Raw genomic sequence first — 20,655 nt, forward strand, 5'->3', positions numbered from 1 at the left:
CGGGGCCGGACTGCCGTACGGGCACTACGCCAGGTAACCTCCAGCTCATGTCCCGCCATGTCGCTATCGTCACGGATTCAACGGCCTACCTCCCGGCCCGGACGATGGAGCGGCACGGCATCACCGCGGTACCCCTGACCGTGGTCCTGGGCGACCGGGCCCTGGAGGAGGGGACGGAGATCTCCACCCGCTCCCTGGCCCAGGCCCTGCAGAAACGCCGGCCGGTCACCACGTCCCGCCCCGGCCCCGAACTCTTCGCCGAGACCTACCGCCGGATCGCCGAGTCCGGCGCCGACGGCATCGTCTCCCTGCACCTGTCCGCCGAACTCTCCGGCACCCACGACGCGGCCGTCGTCGCGGCGCGTGACGCACCCGTTCCGGTCCGGGTCGTGGACACCGGGATGATCGCGATGGCCCTCGGATTCTGCGCCCTCGCCGCCGCGGAGACGGCGGAGGCGGGCGGCACGGTGGACGAGGCCGTCACGGCCGCCGAGAAGCGCGCCGCGGGCACCTCCGCCTACTTCTACGTCGACACCCTCGATTATCTGCGCCGCGGCGGCCGGATCGGAGCGGCCCAGGCGTTGTTCGGCTCCGCACTCGCCGTGAAACCGCTGCTGCAGCTGGAGGGCGGCCGCATCGAACCCCTGGAGAAGGTCCGGACGGCGTCCAAGGCGATCGCCCGGCTCGAGGAGATCGCCGCCGACCGGGCGGGCAGCGCGCCCGTCGACGTCGCCGTCCACCATCTCGCCGCCCCGGACCGGGCGTCGGCCCTGGCGGACCGCCTGCGGGAGCGGGTGCCCGGACTGGCGGACCTGCATGTGAGCGAGGTCGGTGCGGTGATCGGCGCGCATACGGGGCCGGGACTGCTCGGGGTCGTGGTCTCGTCGCGGTGAGGGCGCGGGCGGCCTGCAGTGGACGGCGGGCGCTGCGGTGAGCCGTTCCTGTCACTCGTGAGGGGGGCGGCGTTTTCCACAACCCGTGGGTAGCCCCCGGGAATCGACCATGATCATCGCGAGGGTGCCGAGGTGCCCCATCCTCCTCGCATGGCTCTTCGATCACGCTCACGTACCGCGTCCGCGACCAGTGGCCCGGGCCGCCCCCCGGCCTCCGACGGCCGCCTCGCCCACCGCCGCGCACCCGGCTCGCGCGCCCACGCCCGCCCCCGTTCCCACACCCGGCACGGCCGCCGGCAGGCGCCGCCGGAGGAGCTGCGGCGGAGGGCGGAGGCCCTGTTCGGGGAGCGCGTCGAGCATGCCGGGCCCGAGAAGGTGCAGGGCGAGTCGGGTAAGGGGCCGCCGTTGCCCGGCCCCGAAGCCCCCGGCGACACGGGCACCGGTGACTTCGGCGGTGCCACGACGACCTGGCGGGAGCGGACCGGGCAGGCGCTGCGGGAGCGGATGCCGCTGTGGCTGCAGACACGGTGCGGGCTGGAGCGGCGCGGTGTGGCGGCACTCTCGGTACTGCTGGCCGTCGCGGCGGTCTTCGCGGTGCAGCACTTCTGGTCCGGCCGCACCCAGCCGGTGGCGGCCCCCGAGGTGGTGCGGGAGGCGGCGGCGTACGGCGAGGCGACAGCGGGGCCGGCGACCGAGGACCGCGCCACAGCCGGCGAGCCCGGGCCGGGTGCCGCCCCCAAGACCGGCCCCGGGGCCGAGATCGTCGTGGACGTCGGCGGCAAGGTCCGCAACCCCGGCGTTCACAGCCTCCCGGCGGGTTCCCGCGTCGAGGACGCGCTGCGAGCGGCCGGAGGCGTGAAGCCCGGCACGAAGACCGACGGACTGAACCGGGCCCGCTTTCTGGTGGACGGCGAGCAGGTGATGGTCGGAGCGTCCGCGCCCGCGCCTCCGCCCGGCCCGGGGACTGCTTCCGGCGGACAGGCGGGAGCGGGGCCCGCCGCACCGGTCTCCCTCAACACGGCGACCACCGACCAACTCGACACCCTCCCGGGCGTCGGCCCGGTCCTCGCCCAGCACATCGTCGACTACCGCACCCGGCACGGCGGCTTCCGCTCGGTGGACGAACTGCGCGAGGTCAACGGCATCGGTGAACGCCGCTTCGCCGACCTGCGGGACCTGGTACGTCCATGAACACGGACGTGGCGCGAGGGGACCGGCCGGAAGCGGCACCCGGGCCGCAGGGGCCACCCACCAGGTCCATGCGCGCCGCCGTGCACGCCGCCTCCGGCCACCGGCTGGGCGCGGCCCATCCCCGGCAGGAGGGCCCGGCGGACCTTCGCCTGGTTCCACCTGCCCTGGCGGCGTGGGCGACGGCGGCACTGGTGCTGGACGTGCCGACCGGCTGGGCGATGGGCGTGGTGACGGGCGCTCTGCTCCTGGCCGGGGCGCTGCTTCTGCGGCCGGCGCGCGGACGGCCGCGCCCCCCGGCAGTCGCCGCCGTGTTCCTCTGCGTCGCCGCGTCCGCCGCCTCGGCCGCGCTGCACGGCGCGGACCTGCGGAGGGGCCCCGTGCCGGAGTCGGCCCGGCGGTACGCCACCGTCACCGCGGAGGTGGAGGTCACGGCCGATCCCCGCCTCACCCGGCCGCGCGTCCGGGGCGACCGCGCCATGCCGCCCACCGTGCTGATCGAGGCAGACGTGCGACGGGTGCGCGAGAGGGGCGGAGCGACGGTGACGACCCGGACGCCGGTCCTCGTCCTGGTGGACGTGGGCGGGGAAGGAAGGGAAGGAAGGGAAGGCGGCGGCCAAGACGGGCAAGGCGAGCGGTCCCGTACACAGCCCGCCGCACCCGCCCGCTGGCTGAGCCTGTTGCCGACCACCCGGCTCCGCGTCACCGCCCGCCTGTCACCCCCGAGGACGCGCGGCGACCGGATCGCCGCGGTGCTGCGCGTGCGGGCCGGCGGACAGGCACCCGAGGTGGCGTCGAAGCCTTCGACGGCGCAACGGCTCGCGGGCCGGCTGCGGTCCGGCCTGCGCGAGGCGACCGAGGACCTGCCGACGGACGCGAGGGCGTTGCTGCCCGGCCTGGTCGTCGGCGACACCTCACGCATCACACCGGAGTTGGAGGAGGCGTTCAAGGAGACCGACCTGACGCACACGCTGGCCGTGTCCGGCGCCAACTTCACGATCGTGCTCGCGCTGCTCCTCGGCCCGCCCGGCCTGGCCCAACGCAGCGAGCGCCGGGGCCTGGCCCCCCGCCTCGGCCTGCACCTGCGCACGACCGCGCTGCTCGGCGGACTGCTCGCGCTCGCCTTCGTCGTCGTGTGCCGGCCCGACCCGAGCGTGCTGCGCGCGGCGGCCTGCGGCTCCGTCGCCCTGCTCGCCCTGGCCACCGGACGCCGCAGATCACTCCTCCCGGCCCTGGCGACGGCGGTACTGCTCCTGGTTCTCTACGACCCCTGGCTGGCCCGCAGTTACGGCTTCCTGCTCTCCGTGCTGGCCACGGGCGCACTGCTCACGATCGCTCCCCGGTGGAGTGCGGCGCTGCGCGGGCGCGGGGTGCCGCCCCGGCTCGCGGAGGCGCTGGCCGCCGCGGGAGCCGCGCAGGCCCTGTGCGCTCCGGTCGTCGCGGTGCTGTCGGCGCGGGTGAGCCTGGTCGGGGTGCCGTGCAACCTGCTGGTGGAGTTCGCGGTCGCCCCGGCCACGGTGCTCGGCTTCGCGGCGTTGGCGACGGCACCGGTGGCGATGCCGCTGGCCAGGAGTCTGGCCTGGTGCGGAGGCTGGCCGGCCGAGTGGATCGCGGGGATCGCGCGCACCGGGGCCGCGCTGCCCGGCGCGGGAGTGGACTGGCCGGGCAGCTGGGCCGGGGCAGCGCTGCTCGCCCTCGTCACGGTGGCCGCGCTGTCGGCGGGCCGACGCCTGCTGCGGCACCCCTGGTGGTGCGGCGTCTGCGCGCTGCTCCTGATCCTCGTGGTGGTGCAACCGCCCCCGCTGGCCCGGGTGATCAAGGGCTGGCCCCCACCCGGCTGGCGGATGGTGATGTGCGACGTGGGCCAGGGCGACGCGTTGGTCCTCGCGGCGGGAGAGGGGACGGCCGTGGTCGTGGACGCGGGACCCGACCCCGCCCTGGTCGACCACTGCCTGCGCTCCCTCGGCGTCACCCGCGTCCCCCTCGTCCTGCTCACCCACTTCCACGCCGACCACGTGGCCGGGCTCCCCGGGGTGCTGCGGGGCCGCTCGGTGGGCGCCATCGAAACCACCGCCCTCGAAGAGCCCGCCGACCAGGCCGGGTTCGTCCGCAGACAGGCAGCGGCAAGGCACATCCCCCTGCGGCACGCGGCAGCCGGAGAACAGCGCCGTTCCGGCCCGCTGTCCTGGCAGGTGATCTGGCCACCGCCGAGCCCACCGACCACCACGGCACCGGACACGGAAAGCGGCCCCAACGACGCCAGCGTCACCCTCCTGGTCCGGACGGCGGGCCTGCGCCTGCTCCTCCTCGGCGACCTGGAGCCCCCGGCCCAGCGGGAGCTGGCCCGCTCGCCGGCGGCAGCGGCGCTGAAGGACATCGACGTGCTGAAGGTGGCCCACCACGGCTCGGCGCACCAGGACTTCGCCTTCCTCCGTCGGATCGCCCCACGCCTGGCCCTCATCAGCTGCGGCGAGGACAACACCTACGGTCACCCGGCCCCCGGCACGGTCGCGGCCCTGCGCGCCCGGGGAGCGACGGTGCTGCGCACGGACCGGGACGGGGCGTTGGCAGTCGCCGGTGAGGGGAGGACGCTGCGGGTGGCGGGGGACTGAGCCCGAGTCGCTACTTGGTCACCTCTGCGGACTGGTAGGCGGCGGAACCCGGGGACGCGCAGACGAACCAGTTCGCCGTGGGGAAGCCGCGGACGGGCCGGATCACGGCGTCCGTGCTGAGCAGGGGGCTGTTTTCAGGGGCCCGGTCGGCCAGGGTGGTACTGCCGTCCTTCCAGTGGCAGGCGACCTGCTTCGCCGTCGTGGGCACCGTCCCGATGACCAGACGGTGCGCGCCGTCCTCCCCTGTGAGGGGCTGGGTCAGGGCCTCGACTTCGGTCTCCTTCGGCCAGGGCAGTCTGCTCGTCGAGACGGAGTCCACCAGGCGATGGGTGAGTTCGTCGTTGCCGGCGCCTTCGGGGCCGTAGAAGCGGATGACGAAGTAGCTGGTGCGGCCGACGAGTTCGGAAGGGTTGCCCGAGGTCGCCGGGGTGAGCCCCCAGTCCGCCATGGCCTCGGTCTGTTTGACGGCCTCGGCCTTGTCGCGCGGTGCCGACCACACCTGCACGTTGACGCCCCACCTCACGTCCCCAGAAGTGCCGAAGGCCACCTGCGAGATCTGCGGCAGGAACACGCGTCGTCCGTCCGCCGGGGCGGGCTGGGCGGGGGCGCTCGAGTCGTTTCCTCCGGGCAGGCTCGTCAGGGCCAGCGTCCCCGTGGTGCCCGCCAGCACCACTGCCGCGACCGCTGCGGCCGTCCGCCGCCGTGCCCGGTGCCGGCGGCCCGCGCGCACGACGGCGTCCACGGGAGCCGCACCGGTCTCCAGCCCGTTCGCCGTGTCCGCGAGGAGAGCGGAGATCCGCTCCTGTGCCGCGTCCTGGCCCTTGCCGTCCACACCGGTCATTTCCGTCCTCCCTGCAGTACGGCGTCGGCCAGCGCCGGTACGGCGCGCAGCTTCGCTATCCCCTTCGCCGTGTTGCTCTTGACCGTGCCGACCGAGCAGCCCATGGCCCGCGCCGTCTGCGTTTCCGTGAGGTCCTCCCAGTAGCGCAGGACCACCGCCTCGCGCTGCCGCGCGGGTAGCTGGGCGAGCGCTTCGAGCAGTGCGCCGCGGTCGTCGGCCCGCGCCATCGGATCGGCTGTGTCGGCTGGTTCACGCACCAGACCGGAGTCGTCCTTGGGCGCCAGGAACTCCTTGAGTCTTCTCCTGTGCTTGCGGGCGTGCGCGTTGATCATGATGCGCCGGACGTAAGCGTCCGGTTCGTCGGCCGCGCTCACCCGGCGCCAGGCCGTGTAGGTCCGCTCCAGCGTCGACTGGGCCAGGTCCTCGGCGGCGTACCTGTCGCCGGTGAGGAGAAAGGCCGTGCGCATCAGCCCCGGCCACCGGCCGATCACGAATCTGCGGAACTCCTCGTCCCGTGTCTGCTTGGCATCCCCCATGGGCACCTCCTGAATACCTGAAGGAGTCCATGAGCCGACGGGACCGTTGCCTCAGTACACGGACTTCACAGGGATCCTCCCGCACTCCCGGCAGGGCCTGCCGGACCCGGCGCCGGTCACAGGTCCACTCGGCCAACGGCCCCGTGTCGGCGGGTGCCGGGGGAGGGAGGCCGACATCCGAACGGCCATGAGGTTCGAGACGGCTCGTCAGGCGGGGGGGGGGGGGGGGGGGATCCTCAGCGATCTCGTCAGCGTGAGCACCACAGCGGCTCCTGTGCGCGCAGGGCGTCGATCAGGCCGCGCGTGGAGTCCAGCTCCCGGCCGAGCTGCTCCAGCTCGGTGCGGTCGCGCAGCGTGGCGACGGCCCCGCCGTCGTCGGTGGGCATCCGGTTGGCGTTTCTTTCCGAACCGGCTTCTTTCCGGACCGGCTTCGAGGAGGCAACCCAGCGGCTCCCGGGACTCCGGCAGCGGTCCCGTGTGCCGTCGGAGGCGTAGGCCGGGTGGGCGCCGGGAATTCCAAGTCCAGGACGGAAGTGGCAGTTTCCGGTCCCGCACGGGAGAAGGAACGGAAGAAGGCACCGTGCCGTACAGCCGACCCGCCCGGTCACGATCGCCCCCACCCCCGCCCCCACCCACGACCACGAAAGCCGTGTGACCGGCGCCCACTTCACCACGAGACGGGCTCGTCGACGGAGGCCCGACCGACCTGCAGAAGGAGAAACCCATGCCCCAAACCCCCACACCGGGGCACCCCGTTGTGCACCGGCCCGGCGAGGACGACCGGCAGGTCGCCCGGCCGTCGTCGGAGCGTGGCTGATGGCGAATCCCATGACCGCGGGCAGCTTCCTCAAGGCACTGAAGGCGGAAGGCCTCACCGTCGTCGAAGTGGGCGACTGGCGGAGCCACAACCGCAACCACAAGGGCCCGTGGGGTCCCGTCAACGGTGTGATGATCCACCACACCGTGACCCGGGGCAGCGCCGCCACCGTGGAGATCTGCCGCAAGGGTTACGCGAGCCTGCCCGGTCCGCTGTGCCACGGCGTCATCACCAAGGACGGCCGCGTGCACCTGGTCGGCTACGGTCGCGCCAACCACGCGGGCCTGGGCGACGACGACGTCCTGCGCGCCGTCGTCGCGGAGCAGCCGCTGCCCCGGGACAACGAGGCCAACACCGACGGCAACCGCCACTTCTACGGCTTCGAGTGCGAGAACCTCGGCGACGGCAAGGACCCGTGGCCCGCCGCGCAACTGGACGCGATCGAGCGCGCCGCCGCGGCCGTGTGCCGCCACCACGGCTGGAACGAACGGTCCGTCATCGGCCACCTGGAGTGGCAGCCCGGGAAGATCGACCCGCGCGGATTCACCATGGCGTCGATGCGCGCCCGGGTCGAGGAACGTCTCAACCACCCCGCCGGCTGGACGCCCGGCGACTCCGAGGAGGACGACATGCCGCGAGCGATCAGCCGGTCCGAGAGCGACGACCAGGAGATCACGCCCCGGAAGTGGACGACGCTCACCGTGGACGGGGCGGACCTGCTGACCGGCGTGACGCACTACCAGGCCACGGCCTACCTCCGGGCGGTCGTGCCCGCCGGCTCCACCCTCCAGGGACGCTTCTACCATCTGCGCCCGGACGGAACCCGGTGGACCGGTCCGATCGTCGAGCGCGTGGGCACCGACGGCGGCAGCTTCCCGGACTTCGGCAACAGCGGCTCGATCGTCCCCAGCGAGCGACTGCGCTTCGAGTTCGTCTACTATCCGCCCGACTCCGGCGACGAGGCCCCGATCACCGTCACGAGCGTGAAGGTCCGCGGCCTGTACTGGGAGAGGTGACACGGACCCGGCTCGGCCGGCCGTCGGCACGACCCGTGTCCCCGCGGTGAGAAATCCCCACCGGTGCGGGGAAACCGGCGCACACGGGGCCACTCCCGTCCACTCCCAGCACATGTGACGGTTTCCCGTGATGTGGTCCCGTGTTGCCTCGAAAGCCACATCGGTGATCGAATGTTTCTCCGTCAACTAGTTATTCGATGTCGTGCAGAGGGTGTCGCCAATGATCGGCCGCTTGCTGGGAAGCCGAACGAAGCGGATGCAACGGACGGGTCCCCTGGCGGCGGTGCGCACCCCGCCGGACGCGGGAGTGCTGAGCTGCCGCGTCCTCGACCCCGTCAACGCCCCGGTGCCGCACGCGGAGTTCACGGTCAGCGACACCATGGGGCGCAAGGTGGTCGGCGGGGGTACGGACCCCTTCGGGTCGTTCGTGGCGACGGTGCCCGCGGGGGAGTACCGGCTGGCCGTGTCCGCCGAGGGCTACACCCCGTACCGCGCCTCCGCGACGGTCGTCGAGGACACGCTGGCCTCGCTGGGCGACGTGACGCTCCAGGTGGCCCAGCCGCCCGAGCTGCCCGCGGCGGGCGACTGGGAGATCGAGCCGGCGCACTCCTCGATCGCGTTCACCGCGCGGCACATCGGGCTGGCCCGGATCCACGGCCGGTTCAACTCCTTCGCGGGCGCGGTGCGGATCGCCGACGACATGGAGCAGTCGGCGATGCACGTCGTGATCGACGCGGCGTCCATCGACACCAACGTGAAGATGCGCGACGACCACCTGCGGTCGGCCGACTTCCTGGACGTCGAGCGGTTTCCGACCCTGGAGTTCTACAGCGACCGGTTCACCCACCGCGGCGGCAACCGCTGGGCCGTCACCGGTGCGCTGTCCCTGCACGGTGTGACGCGCACCGTCACGCTGGACACGGAGTACCTGGGTCTCGGCAACGGCATGGAGGGCGAGACGCGCGCCGCCTGCCGCGCCACCACCGAGCTGCACCGCGACGACTTCACGGTGAGCTGGCAGACGATGCTGGCCCGCGGCATCGCCGTGGTCGGCCCCAGCATCCGCATCGACCTCGACGTGCAGATCGTGCCCAAGGCCTGAGGGCCCCCGAGGGCCGACCGTCCCCGAGGGCTGACCGACAATGGCTCCCGTGAGCGACGTGAGACATGTACTGGTACTGCCCGACCGCGACGCCGCGGAGGAAGCGGCCCAGGCGCTCGGGGAGCGGTTCGGCATCGACGAGGAGCCCCGGATCCTCCGGGACGCCCTGGCCGGTGAGGACGACGCCGAGGACGCCCAGTGGCTCGTCGTCCTGCGGGACGAGCGGGAGGCGCTGGACCCCGGCGAGCTGGACGCGTTCGCGGGGGAGTGGGAGGGCTGGCGCGAGGAGCCGTAGGACCCCTCCGGAGCGCGCGCCGGGCAGCGTCGTACGGCGCTGTCAGTGGTGCGTGCGATGCTTGTCGCGATGGCCAGGAAGACTGCGAACGACGACCCTCTCGCCCCGGTGACCCTTGCCGTGGGCCAGGAGGACCTCCTGCTCGACCGTGCCGTGCAGGAAGTGGTGGCCGCCGCCAAGGCCGCCGACGCCGACACGGACGTACGCGACCTCACCCCCGACCAGCTGCAGCCCGGCACCCTCGCCGAGCTCACCAGCCCCTCGCTCTTCGCCGAGCGCAAAGTCGTGGTCGTACGCAATGCGCAGGACCTGTCCGCCGACACCGTCAAGGACGTCAAGGCGTACCTCGCCGCCCCCGTCGAGGAGATCACCCTCGTCCTGCTGCACGCGGGCGGCGCCAAGGGCAAGGGGGTGCTCGACGCCGGCCGCAAGGCGGGCGCCCGCGAGGTGGCGTGCGCGAAGATGACCAAGCCCGCCGACCGGCTGGCCTTCGTGCGCTCGGAGTTCCGTACGGCCGGGCGGTCGGCCACGCCCGAGGCGTGCCAGGCCCTGGTCGACGCGATCGGCAGCGACCTCAGGGAGCTGGCCTCGGCGGTGTCCCAGCTGACCGCCGACATCGAGGGGACCATCGACGAGGCGGTCGTCGGGCGGTACTACACCGGACGGGCGGAGGCCTCCAGCTTCACGGTCGCCGACCGGGCGGTCGAGGGACGGGCCGCGGAGGCGCTGGAGGCACTGCGCTGGTCGCTGGCGACCGGAGTGGCGCCGGTGCTGATCACCAGTGCCCTGGCCCAGGGCGTGCGGGCGATCGGAAAGCTGTCCTCCGCACGCGGCGGACGCCCCGCCGACCTCGCCCGCGAGCTGGGGATGCCGCCCTGGAAGGTCGACCGCGTCCGGCAGCAGATGCGCGGCTGGACCCCGGACGCCGTCTCCGTGGCCCTGCGCGCGGTGGCCGAGGCGGACGCGGGCGTGAAGGGCGGCAGCGACGATCCCGAGTACGCCCTGGAGAAGGCCGTGGTGACCATCGCGCGGGCGGCGCGTTCACGGGGACGGTCGTAGGCCCCACCGCGCCCGGCGCCGCGCCCGCGACGCCGCACCCGGAACACGCCGAAGGCCCCGGCGTCCGTCCTGGGGAAGGACGGCCACCGGGGCCTTCGGATCAAGCTCGCGGATCCATGCCCGCGTGGCGAACGCAGGCCGCGCATGGATCCTTGGTGCCGGACGGGAGCGGATGAGAGAGGGCCCGCTCTGGGTCCCTCCGGCGATCAGACCAGATGAATCCAGCTAAGGGGTTCAGCCCTTGAGCGCGCCGACCTTCTGCGCCAGCGCCGACTTCTTGTTGGCGGCCTGGTTCTTGTGGATGACGCCCTTGGAGACGGCCTTGTCGAGCTCGCGCGAAGCGACGCGCTGGTACTCGGTGGCCTTCTCCACGTCACCCGCGGCGGCGGCCTCGCGGGCCTTGCGGATCGCGGTCTTCAGAGAGGACTTGACCGACTTGTTGCGCAGCCGGGCCTTCTCGTTGGTCTTGTTCCGCTTGATCTGGGACTTGATGTTCGCCACGAATGAGCCTTTGCAGGTTCAGGCACGAGGCCGCGAGGGTCCCGTGCCGGTGATTTCTTGAAGGAGTGCCTCACGCTGAGAGGGCAAGAGACACAGCCCCCCACACTACCAGCGGGTCGTCGAGGGTCCCAAACCCATCCCGGGTCCCCACCCGTGGGACCATGGAGGCTACGTATCGATCCGACCCGAGACCCGAGACCGCAGACACTGCGGACGCCTCAAGAATCAGGACCCTGCGTGCCCGCGATCCCCAGCCATGTGCCCGAGCCGAGCCGTACCGACCCGGCGCTGATCCGCAACTTCTGCATCATCGCGCACATCGACCACGGCAAGTCCACGCTCGCCGACCGGATGCTCCAGCTCACCGGTGTGGTCGAGCAGCGGCAGATGCGCGCCCAGTACCTCGACCGCATGGACATCGAGCGCGAGCGCGGCATCACGATCAAGTCCCAGGCGGTGCGGTTGCCGTGGGCCCCGTCCCACGACGAGGGCACCACGCACATCCTCAACATGATCGACACCCCGGGGCACGTCGACTTCACCTACGAGGTGTCGCGCTCGCTGGCCGCGTGCGAGGGCACCATCCTCCTCGTCGACGCCGCCCAGGGCATCGAGGCCCAGACCCTCGCCAACCTCTACCTGGCGATGGAGAACGACCTCACGATCATCCCCGTGCTGAACAAGATCGACCTGCCGGCCGCGCAGCCCGAGAAGTTCGCCGAGGAACTGGCCAACCTGGTCGGCTGCGACCCCGACGACGTGCTCAAGGTCTCCGCCAAGACCGGCCTCGGCGTCGACGCGCTGCTGGACAAGGTCGTCGCCGACATCCCGGCGCCGGTCGGCGTCAAGGACGCCCCCGCCCGCGCGATGATCTTCGACTCCGTCTACGACTCCTACCGCGGTGTCGTGACCTACGTCCGTGTCATCGACGGCCAGCTCAACAAGCGTGAGCGCATCCGGATGATGTCCACCGGCGCCACCCACGAGCTGCTGGAGATCGGCACCAACTCGCCCGAGATGCTCTCCGCCGACGGCCTCGGCGTCGGCGAGGTGGGTTACCTGATCACCGGCGTGAAGGACGTCCGCCAGTCCAAGGTCGGCGACACCGTCACCAGCCAGCACAAGGGTGCCGAGGAGGCACTCGGCGGCTACAAGGACCCCAGGCCCATGGTCTTCTCCGGCCTGTACCCCCTGGACGGCTCGGACTACCCGCTGCTGCGCGAGGCCCTGGACAAGCTCCAGCTCAACGACGCCGCCCTGGTCTACGAGCCGGAGACCTCCGCCGCCCTCGGCTTCGGCTTCCGCGTCGGTTTCCTCGGCCTGCTCCACCTCGACGTGATCCGCGAGCGGCTGGAGCGCGAGTTCAACCTCGACCTCATCGCCACCGCGCCCAACGTGATCTACCGCGTGATCATGGAGGACGGCACCGAGCACACCGTCACCAACCCGAGCGAGTTCCCCGAGGGCAAGATCAACGAGGTCTACGAGCCGGTCGTGCGCGCCACGATCCTGGCGCCGACCGAGTTCATCGGCGCGATCATGGAGCTGTGCCAGACCCGGCGCGGCACCCTGCTCGGCATGGACTACCTCTCCGAGGACCGGGTGGAGATCCGCTACACCCTCCCCCTCGCGGAGATCGTCTTCGACTTCTTCGACCAGCTGAAGTCCAAGACCCGCGGGTACGCGTCGCTGGACTACGAGCCCACCGGCGAGCAGACCTCCAGCCTGGTCAAGGTCGACATCCTGCTGCACGGCGACAAGGTGGACGCCTTCTCCGCGATCACCCACAAGGACCAGGCGTACGCGTACGGCGTGCGGCTCGTCGCCAAGCTCAAGGAGCTGATCCCGCGGCAGGCCTTCGAGGTGCCGGTCCAGGCCGCCATCGGCTCCCGGGTGATCGCCCGCGAGACCATCCGCGCCATCCGCAAGGACGTCCTCGCCAAGTGCTACGGCGGTGACATCTCCCGCAAGCGGAAGCTGCTGGAGAAGCAGAAGGAAGGCAAGAAGCGGATGAAGATGGTGGGTTCCGTGGAGGTTCCGCAGGAGGCCTTCATCGCGGTCCTGTCCAGCGACGACAGCGCGGGGTCGGGCAAGGGCAAGAAGTAACCGCCGCACCGCGCGTCGGGTCCGGACAGAACGGACACCGAGGGGCCCGTCGTACGAAAGTGCGGCGGGTCCCTTCGCATGTCACGGGCGCGCATCTGTAGGAAGTGACAGGGCGCGGACTCTTACGCGGGGGCCGGTCGCCCTCTACTCTGATGCCTGCCCCTTAGTTACTCGTGAGTTAAACAAGTGATCGGGCAACAGTCCGACGCGCCGCTTGAACCACGGCCCGAACAACCGCCCGAGAGTGAACCAGCCACACCTGAGCCAGCCGCAACGAGCCAGCCGCACCGTCGCGGGCCCGGAGGATGTCGTGAGCGATACACAGACACTGATCGAGAACCGTCCGCCCTCCGTGGCGGGACTCTTCCTGGAGCGGGTGGCCGCCACGCCGGACGCCGAGGCGTACCGCTACCCGGTGGCGCCGGCCTCGGGCGAGGGCCCCGACGACTGGAAGTCGCTGACCTGGGGGCAGGCCGCCGAGCGGGTGTACGCGATCGCGGCCGGCCTGATCGAACTGGGCGTGCGGCCCGAGCAGCGCGTGGCGCTGGCCTCCTCCACCCGCCTGGAGTGGATCCTCGCCGACCTCGGCATCATGTGCGCGGGCGCGGCGACGACCACCGTCTACCCGCAGACCAACGCCGACGAATCGGCGTACATCCTCTCCGACTCCGAGAGCCGGGTGCTGATCGCGGAGGACGCCGCGCAGCTCGCCAAGGCGCAGGAGAAGAAGGCGGAGCTGCCCGACCTCACCCACGTCGTCGTGGTCGACGCGGCCGGTGCCGACACCTCCGAGGACTGGATCCTCACCCTCGACGAGCTGGAGCGCCGGGGCGCGGCCCGCCTGGAGACGGAGCCGCAGCTGATCAAGGAGCGGGTCGGCGCACTCACCAAGGACCAGCTCGCCACCCTCATCTACACCTCCGGCACCACGGGCCGGCCCAAGGGCGTCCGCCTCCCGCACGACAACTGGTCGTACATGGCGAAGGCGATCGCGGCGACCGGCCTGGTCACCAAGGACGACATCCAGTACCTGTGGCTGCCGCTCGCGCACGTCTTCGGCAAGGTGCTGACCTCCGGCCAGATCGAGGCCGGTCACGTCACCGCCGTCGACGGCCGGGTCGACAAGATCATCGAGAACCTGCCCGTCGTCCAGCCGACCTACATGGCGGCCGTGCCCCGCATCTTCGAGAAGGTCTACAACGGCGTCGCGGCCAAGGCCCGCGCGGGCGGCGGGGCCAAGTACAAGATCTTCCAGTGGGCCGCCGGGGTCGCCCGCGAGTACGCCAAGGTCACCCAGGACAACTTCAAGCGCACCGGCACCGCGAGCGCCCCCGCCGGTCTGCGCGCCAAGCACGCCGTCGCCGACAAACTCGTCTACGCCAAGATCCGCGAGGCCTTCGGCGGTCGCCTGCGCGCCTGCGTCTCGGGCTCGGCCGCCCTCGCGCCCGAGATCGGCTACTTCTTCGCCGGCGCCGGCATCCACATCCTGGAGGGCTACGGCCTCACCGAGTCCTCCGCGGCCTCCTTCGTCAACCCCGGCGAGGCCTACCGCACCGGCACGGTCGGCAAGCCGCTGCCCGGCACCGAGGTGCGCATCGCGGACGACGGCGAGATCCTGCTGCGCGGCCCCGGCATCATGGAGGGCTACCACAAGCTTCCGGAGAAGACCGCCGAGGTCCTGGAGGCGGACGGCTGGTTCCACACCGGCGACATCGGCGAGCTCTCGCCCGACGGCTACCTGCGCATCACCGACCGCAAGAAGGACCTCATCAAGACCTCCGGCGGCAAGTACATCGCGCCCGCCGAGGTCGAGGGCCAGTTCAAGGCGGTCTGCCCCTACGTCTCCAACATCCTGGTGCACGGCGCCGACCGGAACTTCTGCACGGCGCTCATCGCCCTCGACGAGATCGCGATCACGGAGTGGGCCAAGGAGAACGGCCTGGAGGGCAAGCCGTACGCGGAGATCGTCGCGGCGCCCGCGACCGTCGAGATGGTCGACGGCTACGTCAAGCAGCTCAACGAGGGCCTGCAGCGCTGGCAGACCATCAAGAAGTTCCGCCTGCTGCCCCGCGACCTCGACGTCGAGCACGGCGAGATCACACCGAGCCTCAAGCTGAAGCGTCCGGTGGTGGAGCGGGAGTACAAGAACCTGATCGAGGAGATGTACGAGGGCTCGCGCGAGGCGTAGGACCGAAGCCGCGGGTGTTCGAGGACGGCCGGTTTCCGTTCGGATTCCGGCCGGTCTCGAACGTTCGCCTAGCACGGTTCTCACTCATCGAGGCGCACTTCGGTAACTCCGTGCTTATGGGCGGGGCCGGTCTGTCACTCTGTCGGCATCGAGTGTGAGGAATTCGCACGAACTGCCCGGGGAGACGTCCATGTCGGCCATTCCGAGGCAGCGGGAGACCGCCCCCCGCGCCCGCGCGGCGGCCGTGCGCGCCGCTGAGGCATCCGCCGAGGGGGCCGGCGAGGCCTCCTCGGGCGAGGGCGTCGGCGAGCGCTTCGAGGAGTGCGCGCGGGCGCGCGTGACCCTGCTGGGCAGCTCCCTGGCGCCGGGCGCCGCCCGCGCGATGGCGCGCGCCGCGCTCGCCGACTGGTCCGCGCTCGGGCTGCCCGGCACGGAGCACCTGACCGAGCACCTCACCGCCGACGCCCTGGTCGTCGTCAGCGAGCTGGTCACCAACGCCGTCGTGCACGCCGGTACCGACGTCGAGGTGGGCCTCCGGGTGGAGGAGACGGGCACGCTCGTCGTCGAGGTCGCGGACCGGCACCCCTCCCGGGCCCCGGGGGGAGGCGGCGACCACGAGGCACCGCACGACCCCGCCGAGTACGGACGGGGCCTGCGGCTCGTCGCCGCGCTCGCGGAGGCCTGGGGCATCACCTACCGCCCGGACTCCAAGACGGTGTGGGCGCGGCTGCCGGCCGGCGGCGCCCAGCCCGCGGAGGGTGCCGGGACGATGGCCGGCGCCGACCTCGCCGAGGCCGCGGCCGGTGGGTCGGGTGGCGAGGGCGTCGGGCCGTCCGGGGGCGCGGTGCGGGCCGGGGCGTACGCCGGGGGCGCTCACGCAACGCCGTCCACGGTCGCGACGGACCCGAAGGGCCCCGACGGCCCGCACGGCGCGTCCGGTGGGCCCGCGAGGCCCGGCCGGCGCCGCACCCGCGACCGGGAGTGGCTGGGCCGCGGCGCGCTGTCCTTCCTCGCCGAGGCCTCCGACCTCCTGGCCGGACAGCTCGACGAGGACCTCGTCGCCTCCCTCACCGGCCAGCTCATCGTGCCCCGGCTCGCCGACTGGTGCGGGGTGTGGCTGGAGGACGAGACCCTGGGCCGGGGCGCCTGGAGCGACGATTCCGGGACGGCCGTCGGCGCCCGGCTGGCCCGCGTGTGGCACGCGGGCGAGGGCCACCTCGACGAGCTGCGCGCGGCCCTGGAGAAGGAGCCGCCCCGCCCGCGCGACCCGTGGCGCTCCGGTCCCGTCGGCCACCCCTGGCCCGCCGAGGCGCTCGGCACGAACGGCACCGCGCTCGCCTACCGACTGGTCGCAGGCGGCCGCCCCCTGGGCACCCTGGTCATCGGCCGGGCCGACCCTCCGGACCAGGCCCCGGGCGCCCCGGGAGCCCCGGATGCTCAGGACGCCCCCGACACCGGCGGCCACCTGGCCTCTCCCGGCTTCCCCGACGAGATCACCGGCCTGGTCGAGGACCTCAGCCGCCGGGTGGCACTCGCCATCGGTGCCGCCCGCCAGTACGCCCGGCAGGCCACCATCAGCGCCGTGCTCCAGCGCGGCCTGCTGCCCGGCGCCGTCGCCGAGATCCCCGGCGTGCGCAGCGCCCTCGTCTACGAACCGCGCGACAAGGGCGGCCCCAGCGGCGACTTCTACGACCTCTTCCCGGCCGGCGACGGCCGCTGGTGCTTCGCCGTGGGCGACGTCCAGGGCAAGGGCCCCGAGGCCGCCGTCGTCATCGGGCTCGCCCGCCCCTGGCTGCGGCTGCTGGCCCGCGAGCAGTACGGGGTCCCCGACGTCCTCGACCGCCTCAACCAGCTCCTCCTCGACGACGCCACCGAGGCCGCCGACGCCGCCGCCCGCGCACTGGTCGCCGCCGGAGGCCCACCGGTTGCCCCGGGCGACGGACCGCAGACCCGCTTCCTCTCCCTCCTCTACGGCGAGCTGGTCCCCTTCGAGGGCGGCGTCCGCTGCACCCTCGCCTCCGCCGGACACCCGCTGCCGCTGCTCCTCGGACCCGACGGCACGGTGAGGGCGGTCGCGTGCCCGCAGACCCTGCTCGGCGTCGTCGAAGACGCCACGTACGTCAGCGAGAGCTTCGAGCTGCGCTCCGGCGACACCCTGCTGTGCGTCACGGACGGGGTCACGGAGCGGCGCAGCGGCTCCCGCCAGTTCGACGACGGCGACGGGCTGGCCCAGGCGCTGGCCGGCTGCACGGGCCTGGACGCCGAGCTGGTCGCCGAGCGCATCAGGCGGCTGGTGCACGAGTTCGGGCCCCGGCCCCCGGAGGACGACCTGGCCCTGCTGGTGCTCCAGGCCGAGTGAGCGGCCGGGCGGGGGTGTCCGGCCGGGTGCGGGACAATGGAACGCATGCCCTCCGCACTCCCCGACGGCGAACCCGTCCCCGCCGACGGCGCCCTGCCCGCGTCCGCGCTCGCCGGGGCCGCCGACCGCCCCCTCGGCTTCTACCTGCACGTGCCGTACTGCGCCACCCGCTGCGGCTACTGCGACTTCAACACCTACACCGCGACCGAGCTGCGCGGCACCGGCGGCGTCCTGGCCTCCCGCGACAACTACGCCGACACGCTCGTCGACGAGGTCCGCCTGGCCCGCAAGGTGCTCGGCGACGACCCCCGCGAGGTCCGTACGGTCTTCGTCGGCGGCGGTACGCCCACCCTGCTGGCCGCCGGGGACCTGGTGCGGATGCTGGGCGCGATCCGCGACGAGTTCGGCCTGGCGCCGGACGCGGAGATCACCACGGAGGCCAACCCGGAGTCGGTCGGCCCGGCGTACCTCGCCACCCTCCGCGAGGGCGGCTTCAACCGCATCTCCTTCGGCATGCAGAGCGCCAGGCAGCACGTCCTGAAGATCCTGGACCGCACCCACACCCCGGGCCGCCCCGAGGCCTGCGTCGCCGAGGCCCGCGCGGCCGGCTTCGACCACGTCAACCTCGACCTGATCTACGGCACCCCGGGGGAGTCCGACGACGACTGGCGCGCCTCCCTGGACGCCGCGCTCGGCGCCGGACCCGACCACGTCTCGGCGTACGCCCTGATCGTCGAGGAGGGCACCCAGCTGGCCCGGCGCATCCGGCGCGGCGAGGTCCCCATGACCGACGACGACGTGCACGCCGACCGGTACCTGATCGCCGAGGAGACTCTGGCGGCGGCGGGCTTCGACTGGTACGAGGTGTCGAACTGGGCCACCTCCGAGGCCGGGCGCTGCCTGCACAACGAGCTGTACTGGCGGGGCGCCGACTGGTGGGGCGCGGGACCGGGCGCGCACTCCCACGTGGGGGGCGTGCGGTGGTGGAACGTGAAGCATCCGGGGGCGTACGCGGGCGCTCTGGCGGCGGGGAAGTCGCCGGGCGCGGGGCGCGAGGTCCTCTCGGACGAGGACCGGCGCGTGGAGCGCATCCTGCTGGAGCTGCGGCTGCGGGAGGGCGTCCCGCTGGCGCTGCTGCGGGAGGCGGGACTGGCGGCGGCGGGACGGGCGCTGTCGGAGGGGTTGCTGGAGAAGGGGCCGTACGAGGCGGGGAGCGCGGTGCTGACGCTGCGCGGGCGGCTGCTGGCGGACGCGGTGGTGCGGGACCTGGTGGACTGACGGGGGGTCTCCTCGCCCCCACCGCCCCTTCCCGTTCCCGACCTCTGGGGGCTGCGCCCCAGACCCCGCTTCGGCCTGAACGGCCTCGTCCTCAAACGCCGGACGGGCTGGTGATTCAGCCCCTCCGGCGTTTGAGGAGCGGGGGGCCCGGGGGCAGCGCCCCCGGGGTCGGGACGGGAAGGGGCGGCGGGGGCGGAAACGTCACGCCGTCACGAAGTCGATCAGTTCTTCCACTCGTCCCAGCAGCTCCGGCTCCAGGTCCTTGTACGAGTTCACCCGCGCCAGGATCGCCTGCCACACCGCGCCGGTGTTGTCGGACGGCCAGCCCAGTGCCCGGCACACCCCCGTCTTCCAGTCCTGGCCGTGCGGCACCCGGGGCCAGGCGTCGATCCCCACCGACGACGGCTTCACCGCCTCCCAGATGTCGATGTACGGGTGGCCCACGACCAGCGCGTGCTCGCTCGTCACCGCCTCCGCGATGCGCCACTCCTTCGAGCCCGGCACCAGGTGGTCCACCAGGACGCCCAGCCGCGCGTCGGGGCCGGGGGCGAAGTCGGCGACGATCGACGGGAGGTCGTCCACGCCGCCCAGGTACTCCACGACGACGCCCTCGATGCGCAGGTCGTCGCCCCAGACCTTCTCGACCAACTCGGCGTCGTGCCGCCCCTCGACGTAGATGCGCCCGGCGCGCGCCACCCGCGCCCGTGCGCCGGGGACGGCGACCGAACCGGACGCCGTGCGGGAGGGCCGTACCGGGCCGGAGGACGACGACGGCCGCACCAGCGTCACCACCCGGCCCTCCAGGAGGAAGCCGCGCGGCTCCAGCGGGAACACCCGGTGCTTGCCGAAGCGGTCCTCCAGGGTCACCGTGCCCGCCTCGCAGCGGATCACCGCGCCGCAGAACCCTGTGCCGGGCTCCTCGACCACCAGGCCGGGATCGGCCGGTACCTCGGGGACGGGCTGCGGTTTCTTCCACGGAGGGGTCAGGTCGGCGGAGTACTGGCGCATTCTGACGACGATACGAGGAGACAGCGCGCCGTGATCACCGCGACACGCCGAACCGGGCGGCCAGCGCGTCCCGTTGGGCCCGGACGAACGCCGCGTCCACCACCGCTCCGTGACCGGGGACGTACAGCGCGTCGTCGCCGCCCAGGTCCAGCAGCCGGTCCAGGGCGTCCGGCCAGTGCTCCGGCACGGCGTCGGGGCCGGCCTGCGGCTCGCCGGACTCCTCGACCAGGTCGCCGCAGAAGACGACCGCCGGGCTGCCCGGCACCAGTACCGCGAGGTCGTGCCCGGTGTGGCCCGGGCCGACGTCGGCCAGCAGCACCTGGCGGCCGCCGCCCAGGTCGAGCCGCCGCTCGCCGCGGACCTCGTGCCGGACCGGGGCGAGCGCGTCGGCCGCCTCCCGCGCCGCCCGCGCGTCCAGCCCCTCCGCCACCGCGTCCGCGCGCAGCGCCTCCCGCCCCTGTCCGCCCGGCGCGAACAGCGCACCCGAACCCGTCGCGCCGTACGCGCCGTACACCTCCGCGCCCCCGAACGCCGCCGCGCCGAAGACGTGGTCGAAGTGCGGGTGGGTCAGCGCGAGATGTGTCACACGGTGGCCGGCGAGCCGCCGCGCCGCCTCGTGCAGCCGGCCGCCCTCCGCCAGGCTCGACCCCGCGTCCACCATCAGCGCCCCGCCCGCGCCGAGCACCAGCCCCGCCGTGCAGTCCCAGCCCGGCAGCCGGCACCGCCCCACTCCGTGCGCCAGCCGCTCCCAGTCCAGCTCTTCCCAAGTCACCGTCACGGCGACGACGCTAACGGCATCGTCACGGCCTTGCCGGGGGACTACCCCACGGCCGTACACTGGGCCGGGGAAGTCTGG

At 73.0% G+C, this 20,655-nt stretch carries 16 protein-coding genes and 1 pseudogene; 11 read left to right on the forward strand and 6 right to left on the reverse strand.

Annotated elements, in window-relative coordinates:
- Positions 1–47 precede the first annotated feature (47 nt).
- From NI25_RS26295 to NI25_RS26305, 3 genes are all read left to right on the forward strand, one after another.
- Complete coding sequence (locus NI25_RS26295; RefSeq protein ID WP_061444806.1) at positions 48–893, forward strand: DegV family protein; 846 nt, start codon at positions 48–50, stop codon at positions 891–893.
- A 150-nt stretch (positions 894–1,043) separates the two neighbouring features.
- Positions 1,044–2,084, forward strand: a complete 1,041-nt coding sequence (locus NI25_RS26300) for a ComEA family DNA-binding protein (protein WP_107071853.1) — start codon at positions 1,044–1,046, stop codon at positions 2,082–2,084.
- 68 nt (positions 2,085–2,152) lie between these two features.
- The gene (locus tag NI25_RS26305; RefSeq protein ID WP_233520778.1) at positions 2,153–4,693 is read left to right on the forward strand and encodes a ComEC/Rec2 family competence protein; all 2,541 of its coding nucleotides are present in this window, start codon (positions 2,153–2,155) and stop codon (positions 4,691–4,693) included.
- Positions 4,694–4,703: 10 nt separating this feature from the next.
- On the opposite strand, the gene NI25_RS26310 is transcribed toward NI25_RS26305, so the two are convergent.
- From NI25_RS26310 to NI25_RS39800, 3 genes are all read right to left on the reverse strand, one after another.
- The gene (locus NI25_RS26310; protein WP_061444808.1) at positions 4,704–5,534 is read right to left on the reverse strand and encodes a hypothetical protein; all 831 of its coding nucleotides are present in this window, start codon (positions 5,532–5,534) and stop codon (positions 4,704–4,706) included.
- A complete protein-coding gene (locus tag NI25_RS26315; RefSeq protein WP_061444809.1) occupies positions 5,531–6,070 on the reverse strand; it encodes a SigE family RNA polymerase sigma factor in 540 nt (179 codons plus the stop codon). The genes NI25_RS26310 and NI25_RS26315 overlap by 4 nt, the downstream gene beginning before the upstream one ends.
- 248 nt (positions 6,071–6,318) lie before the next feature.
- The gene (locus tag NI25_RS39800) at positions 6,319–6,456 is read right to left on the reverse strand and encodes a hypothetical protein (RefSeq protein WP_199561145.1); all 138 of its coding nucleotides are present in this window, start codon (positions 6,454–6,456) and stop codon (positions 6,319–6,321) included.
- 442 nt (positions 6,457–6,898) lie between these two features.
- Between NI25_RS39800 and NI25_RS40650 the strand changes: the two are divergent.
- The 4 genes and pseudogenes from NI25_RS40650 to holA all read left to right on the forward strand — a co-directional run.
- Positions 6,899–7,471 (forward strand): annotated as a pseudogene (locus NI25_RS40650) (N-acetylmuramoyl-L-alanine amidase); the annotation flags it as partial.
- A 652-nt stretch (positions 7,472–8,123) separates the two neighbouring features.
- A complete protein-coding gene (locus NI25_RS26325; protein ID WP_078884742.1) occupies positions 8,124–9,005 on the forward strand; it encodes a YceI family protein in 882 nt (293 codons plus the stop codon).
- 49 nt (positions 9,006–9,054) lie between these two features.
- Positions 9,055–9,300 carry a hypothetical protein gene (locus NI25_RS26330; protein ID WP_061447107.1) on the forward strand — a complete coding sequence of 82 codons (246 nt, stop codon included), beginning with the start codon at positions 9,055–9,057 and terminating at the stop codon, positions 9,298–9,300.
- Positions 9,301–9,369: 69 nt separating this feature from the next.
- On the forward strand, positions 9,370–10,359 hold the full coding sequence (gene holA, locus NI25_RS26335) for a DNA polymerase III subunit delta (protein WP_186777361.1): 990 nt from the start codon (positions 9,370–9,372) through the stop codon (positions 10,357–10,359).
- A 234-nt stretch (positions 10,360–10,593) separates the two neighbouring features.
- Here holA and rpsT read toward each other — a convergent pair whose 3' ends face one another.
- The gene (gene rpsT, locus NI25_RS26340; protein ID WP_031038253.1) at positions 10,594–10,860 is read right to left on the reverse strand and encodes a 30S ribosomal protein S20; all 267 of its coding nucleotides are present in this window, start codon (positions 10,858–10,860) and stop codon (positions 10,594–10,596) included.
- 237 nt (positions 10,861–11,097) lie between these two features.
- On the opposite strand from rpsT, the gene lepA reads away from it, so the two are divergent.
- From lepA to hemW, 4 genes are all read left to right on the forward strand, one after another.
- On the forward strand, positions 11,098–12,966 hold the full coding sequence (lepA, locus tag NI25_RS26345; RefSeq protein WP_061444812.1) for a translation elongation factor 4: 1,869 nt from the start codon (positions 11,098–11,100) through the stop codon (positions 12,964–12,966).
- Between the two features lie 310 nt (positions 12,967–13,276).
- Positions 13,277–15,154, forward strand: coding sequence for an AMP-dependent synthetase/ligase (locus tag NI25_RS26350; protein WP_061444813.1), 1,878 nt, complete (start codon positions 13,277–13,279; stop codon positions 15,152–15,154).
- Positions 15,155–15,344: 190 nt separating this feature from the next.
- The gene (locus NI25_RS26355; protein ID WP_061444814.1) at positions 15,345–17,513 is read left to right on the forward strand and encodes an ATP-binding SpoIIE family protein phosphatase; all 2,169 of its coding nucleotides are present in this window, start codon (positions 15,345–15,347) and stop codon (positions 17,511–17,513) included.
- A gap of 45 nt (positions 17,514–17,558) precedes the next feature.
- On the forward strand, positions 17,559–18,791 hold the full coding sequence (gene hemW / locus NI25_RS26360) for a radical SAM family heme chaperone HemW (protein ID WP_061444815.1): 1,233 nt from the start codon (positions 17,559–17,561) through the stop codon (positions 18,789–18,791).
- A 201-nt stretch (positions 18,792–18,992) separates the two neighbouring features.
- On the opposite strand, the gene NI25_RS26365 is transcribed toward hemW, so the two are convergent.
- A complete protein-coding gene (locus NI25_RS26365) occupies positions 18,993–19,799 on the reverse strand; it encodes a DUF3097 domain-containing protein (RefSeq protein ID WP_061444816.1) in 807 nt (268 codons plus the stop codon).
- A 34-nt stretch (positions 19,800–19,833) separates the two neighbouring features.
- Complete coding sequence (locus tag NI25_RS26370; RefSeq protein ID WP_061444817.1) at positions 19,834–20,577, reverse strand: MBL fold metallo-hydrolase; 744 nt, start codon at positions 20,575–20,577, stop codon at positions 19,834–19,836.
- Between the last annotated feature and the right edge of the window lie 78 nt (positions 20,578–20,655).

The sequence above is a fragment of the Streptomyces sp. CCM_MD2014 genome (genome assembly GCF_000772045.1).
Classification (GTDB): domain Bacteria; phylum Actinomycetota; class Actinomycetes; order Streptomycetales; family Streptomycetaceae; genus Streptomyces; species Streptomyces salinarius.

What these genes read in the sequence shown, in the direction of transcription:
- NI25_RS26300 (WP_107071853.1), top strand. Translation starts at nt 1,044, where the DNA reads ATGGCTCTTCGATCACGCTCACGTACCGCGTCCGCGACCAGTGGCCCG.
- hemW (WP_061444815.1), top strand. Translation starts at nt 17,559, where the DNA reads ATGCCCTCCGCACTCCCCGACGGCGAACCCGTCCCCGCCGACGGCGCC.
- holA (WP_186777361.1), top strand. Translation starts at nt 9,370, where the DNA reads ATGGCCAGGAAGACTGCGAACGACGACCCTCTCGCCCCGGTGACCCTT.
- NI25_RS39800 (WP_199561145.1), bottom strand. Translation starts at nt 6,456, where the DNA reads ATGCCCACCGACGACGGCGGGGCCGTCGCCACGCTGCGCGACCGCACC.
- NI25_RS26365 (WP_061444816.1), bottom strand. Translation starts at nt 19,799, where the DNA reads ATGCGCCAGTACTCCGCCGACCTGACCCCTCCGTGGAAGAAACCGCAG.
- NI25_RS26325 (WP_078884742.1), top strand. Translation starts at nt 8,124, where the DNA reads ATGATCGGCCGCTTGCTGGGAAGCCGAACGAAGCGGATGCAACGGACG.
- NI25_RS26295 (WP_061444806.1), top strand. Translation starts at nt 48, where the DNA reads ATGTCCCGCCATGTCGCTATCGTCACGGATTCAACGGCCTACCTCCCG.
- NI25_RS26355 (WP_061444814.1), top strand. Translation starts at nt 15,345, where the DNA reads ATGTCGGCCATTCCGAGGCAGCGGGAGACCGCCCCCCGCGCCCGCGCG.
- NI25_RS26305 (WP_233520778.1), top strand. Translation starts at nt 2,153, where the DNA reads ATGCGCGCCGCCGTGCACGCCGCCTCCGGCCACCGGCTGGGCGCGGCC.
- NI25_RS26315 (WP_061444809.1), bottom strand. Translation starts at nt 6,070, where the DNA reads ATGGGGGATGCCAAGCAGACACGGGACGAGGAGTTCCGCAGATTCGTG.
- NI25_RS26310 (WP_061444808.1), bottom strand. Translation starts at nt 5,534, where the DNA reads ATGACCGGTGTGGACGGCAAGGGCCAGGACGCGGCACAGGAGCGGATC.